This is a genomic window from Arthrobacter sp. Hiyo1 (genome assembly GCF_001263615.2).
Taxonomy (GTDB): Bacteria; Actinomycetota; Actinomycetes; order Actinomycetales; family Micrococcaceae; genus Arthrobacter.
The window spans coordinates 241,750-245,998 of the sequence record NZ_DF952472.1; the positions used below are offsets into that span (position 1 = coordinate 241,750).

At 63.1% G+C, this 4,249-nt stretch carries 4 protein-coding genes and 1 tRNA gene; 2 read left to right on the top strand and 3 right to left on the bottom strand.

Annotated features, from left to right (window positions below):
* A partial coding sequence (locus AHiyo1_RS14770; RefSeq protein ID WP_059389078.1) for an MBL fold metallo-hydrolase occupies positions 1 to 734 on the top strand: 734 nt, incomplete at its 5' end.
* A gap of 474 nt (positions 735 to 1,208) precedes the next feature.
* Here AHiyo1_RS14770 and AHiyo1_RS14775 read toward each other — a convergent pair.
* Positions 1,209 to 1,290: transfer RNA gene (locus AHiyo1_RS14775), tRNA-Leu, on the bottom strand.
* Positions 1,291 to 1,486: 196 nt separating this feature from the next.
* Here AHiyo1_RS14775 and AHiyo1_RS14780 point away from each other — a divergent pair.
* A complete protein-coding gene (locus AHiyo1_RS14780) occupies positions 1,487 to 2,092 on the top strand; it encodes an ANTAR domain-containing response regulator (RefSeq protein ID WP_059389079.1) in 606 nt (201 codons plus the stop codon).
* 135 nt (positions 2,093 to 2,227) lie between these two features.
* On the opposite strand, the gene pyk is transcribed toward AHiyo1_RS14780, so the two are convergent.
* Positions 2,228 to 3,727: a pyruvate kinase gene (gene pyk / locus AHiyo1_RS14785; RefSeq protein ID WP_059389080.1), complete on the bottom strand. Its 1,500-nt coding sequence runs from the start codon at positions 3,725 to 3,727 to the stop codon at positions 2,228 to 2,230.
* Between the two features lie 57 nt (positions 3,728 to 3,784).
* A partial coding sequence (locus AHiyo1_RS14790; protein WP_172465603.1) for an FAD-dependent oxidoreductase occupies positions 3,785 to 4,249 on the bottom strand: 465 nt, incomplete at its 5' end.

The following is a 4,249-nucleotide window of genomic DNA, read 5'->3' on the forward strand; positions in this document are numbered from 1 at the left end:
CGGGATTCCTGATCAACGCACGAGGAACTTTGCTGGCCGTCGACCCGCTGCTCCAGGACTTCGACATGCCCGTGCTCATCGACTTCCCGCTGCAGGCGGCAGACGTGCCCCGACTCGACGCCGTCCTCGTCACCCATGCCGACAATGACCACTTCAGCGTGCCGACATGTACGGCCTTGAATGCAGTCACTCAGCGGTTCCACTCGACCCGCTACGTTGCCGAGCTGATGCGCGAACTTGGCATGCCCGCCGACGGCCACGGCATCGGCGACGCCTTCTCCGTCGGAGGGGTCCGGGTCACGGTCACCCCGGCCGACCACGCCTGGCAGAATGCCGCGCCCCAGCCGGGGCAGCGTACCTTCCACGATGAGGACTCGTGTGGCTTCTGGATCGAGACCCTTGACGGCGTGATCTGGGCACCAGGCGATTCACGCTTGATCCGCGAACACCATCTGACCATGCCGACTCCGGACGCGCTCCTCTTCGACTTCTCGGACAGCGAATGGCACTTCACCTTCGACGGCGCCGTCGAGATGGCCAATGCCCATCCCGATGCGGACTTGCTCCTGCACCACTGGGGCAGCGTAGATTCACCCGAGTTCGCCCCGTTCAACGCCGACCCGGACACGCTCCGGGACGCCGTGGTCAACCCCAAGCGCATCCGTGTGCTCGCACCGGGCGAGCCTTTCCGGCTGGGGGCGCGTCCGCGGAGGCGCGACACACTCAGCGGTTGACATAGCCAAGGTGAGTGGAACCGCCGCCAAGACTAGAGCCAATTCGACGATGGGTTGTGCCGGTGGCTTTCACCGCACCCCCAGCGTCGATAAAGCAGACATCAGTGTTGACAGTGTCCACACCCGCTTTGACAGGACCAACTCACCCACACAGTTCCCCGGATGGCCCCGAGAAACCTTCCGAGAACCGCTCCCCAACAAAATCGGTTTCATCATGTCGTACCTGCACCCCAATCCCATGAACAGGTGTTGGCCATCCACGGCCAACCCGACAGAACCGGAGCGAGGAACCGCATAATCCCACCCATAGCAGGCGGAGGGCCCACCAGCCAGGACCCTGGACCCGCCACCCACACACCTGAACAGGCCACCGCGGGAGCCAGGCCACAGCCCGCACCCCTAGCGTCAGAGGGACAGCCCCAAGCTTTGTCAACACGTTAAAGCAAAAACCCCCTCTGACAAGGGGGAATGCTGTGCCCGAGGTGGGACTCGAACCCACACACCTTTCGATACCGCATTTTGAGTGCGGCGCGTCTGCCAATTCCGCCACTCGGGCGCGGAAACACCGAAACAAGACTAACCGACGTCGGGCTCTTCACAGAACTCAACGCTCCCTGTTGCAGTGCGCGAAACTACTCTACATGCAGATAGGCTAATTTCCAGAACCGGCTCGGCGGAGCAATAAATCATACGCAGGGACCGGGTGCAACTAAGATGGTTGAGAACCCGCCGTACGTCTTGAAGGAGATCCCGTGTCAGAACAGACGGAGTCCAAGCCCGCATCCCAGCCGGCACGCCGAGTAGTTGTCGCAGAAGATGAAACCCTCATCCGCCTGGACATCATCGAGATCTTGAAGGGCGAAGGCTACGACGTTGTCGGTGAAGCCGACAACGGTGAGAAGGCCGTCCAGCTGGCCGAAGAACTGAAGCCGGATCTGGTCCTCATGGACGTCAAGATGCCTGTCATGGACGGCATTTCTGCCGCGGAGAAGATCGTCAAGGCGAGGATCGCCCCCGTCGTCCTGCTGACCGCGTTCAGCCAGAAGGAACTCGTGGAGCGCGCCCGCGACGCCGGGGCCATGGCCTACGTCGTGAAGCCTTTCACTCCGGCCGATTTGATCCCGGCCATTGAAATCGCACTGTCCCGCCATGAGGAGATCAGGGCCCTCGAAAGCGAGGTGACCGACCTTCAGGAGCAGTTCGCCACCCGCAAGCTTGTGGAGCGCGCCAAGAGCCTCCTGACCACGAAGATGGGCCTCACGGAGCCGGAAGCATTCCGGTGGATCCAGAAGACCTCCATGGACCGTCGCCTCAGCATGCGCGAGGTCGCCGAGACCATCATCAACCAGGTCAACTAGCACTCCCCCGCGAAGGCGCCGCTTCCACGGGAAGCGGCGCCCTTTCGTCGTCTCCGGACGCGAACCACCCCGCCCCAAAACAAGACAAAGGAGGCCCCGCCACACGGCGGAGCCTCCTCAACAGCGCTAAAAAGATCAGGCCTTGGACTTGGACTTCTTCTTTTCAGGCCACGGTCCGACCTTTTCCTTGCGTGCTGCGGCCTCTTCCACACGGGACGTGTCTGCGAGGTCGCCCACTTTGTGGACCTTGAGCGAGTTCGTGGAACCGGCCTGTCCGGGAGGGGAACCGGCAGCGATGACTACGAGGTCGCCGTTCTCCACGATCTTCATCTCGAGGAGGCTGCGGTCCACCTGGGCCGTCATGGCGTCAGTGTGGCCCACCATGGGGACGAGGACGGGCTGGATGCCCCAGGTCAGTGCCAGCTGGTTCCAGACGTGCTCCACGGGGGTGAAAGCGAACACCGGCTTGACGGGACGCAGGCGGGACAGACGGCGCGCCGAGTCGCCGGACTGGGTGAAAGTACAGATGTACTTTGCGTCCAGCTGGTCGGCGATTTCGACGGCGGCACGCGTGATGGCGCCACCGCGGGTCTTGGGCTTGGTCCCCAGCGGAGGAACGCGCTCAAGGCCGTGTTCTTCCGTTGACTCGATGATCCGGGCCATGACCTTGACCGTCTCGATCGGGTACTTGCCCACGCTGGTCTCGCCGGAAAGCATGACTGCGTCGGCGCCGTCGAGCACTGCGTTGGCGCAGTCCGAAGCCTCGGCACGGGTCGGACGCGGGTTGTCGATCATGGATTCGAGGACCTGGGTGGCCACGATGACCGGCTTGGCCCAGCGGCGGGCCAGTTCGATGGCGCGCTTCTGGACGATCGGCACTTCCTCGAGCGGGAGTTCCACGCCGAGGTCGCCACGGGCAACCATGATGGCGTCAAACGCGTCAATGATCTCGTGGAGCTGCTCCACTGCCTGCGGCTTCTCGATCTTGGCGATCACCGGCACGCGGCGGCCTTCTTCGTCCATGATTTCGTGCACGCGCTTGATGTCGGACGCATCGCGGACGAAGGACAGTGCCACCATGTCGACACCGCGCTTCATGGCCCAGCGGAGATCGTCTTCGTCTTTTTCGCTCAGTGCGGGGACATTGACGGCAACGCCGGGAAGGTTGATGCCCTTGTTGTTGGAGACCCAGCCACCGACGGTCACCGTGGCGACCACCTTGACGTCGTCAACCTCGATGGCGCGCAGGGCAACCTTGCCGTCATCGATCAGGAGTGCATCGCCGACGTTGACGTCTTCGGTCAGGCTCTTGAGCGTGGTGGAGCAGATTTCCTTGGTACCCGGGACGTCCTCGGTGGTGATGGTGAAAGTGTCACCGACGGCGAGTTCGTGGGGGCCGTCGACAAATCGACCCAGGCGGATTTTCGGGCCCTGCAAGTCGGCCATGATGGCAACGGGCTTGTGGAGCTGGGCGGAAGCCTTGCGGACGTTCTCGTACGTGTTGTCGTGTACCGAGTAGTCTCCGTGGCTCATGTTCATGCGGGCGACGTCGACGCCGGCTTCCAGCACCGCGAGGGTGTTGTCAAAGCTGGAAATTGCCGGTCCGAACGTTGCCACGATTTTTGCGCGTCTCATATACCTACCCTAGTAGTGTGCTGCGGTTGGAGTTGGGAAAGCGTCGTGCGCCGGTCCTTAGAGGACCGCTATGGCCCGGTCGGTGGGAGCCACCGGCGCGGGGAGAATGGTGCTGCCCATGAGGTACTTGTCGACGGCGGCAGCGCAGGCGCGGCCTTCCGCGATCGCCCAGACAATCAAGGACTGCCCGCGGCCGGCATCGCCTGCCACGAAAACACCCTCGGTGTTGGTCATGTAGTACCCATCTCGGGCCACGTTGCCGCGGCCGTCGAATTCTGCGCTGACCTGTTCGGTGATACCGGCAGGTTCCGCCCCCGTGAACCCGAGCGACAGGAAGACCAGGTCGGCCGGAATGACGCGCTCCGTGCCGGCCTTCGGGAGGCGCTTGCCGTCCACGAACTCGGTCTCGGCGACCTTGACCCCGGTGAGCTTGCCGTTTTCGCCGACGAACTCAACGGTGGAAGCGAGGTAGGTGCGTTCTCCGCCTTCTTCGTGTGCGCTGGCAACCTCGAAGAGCGTGGG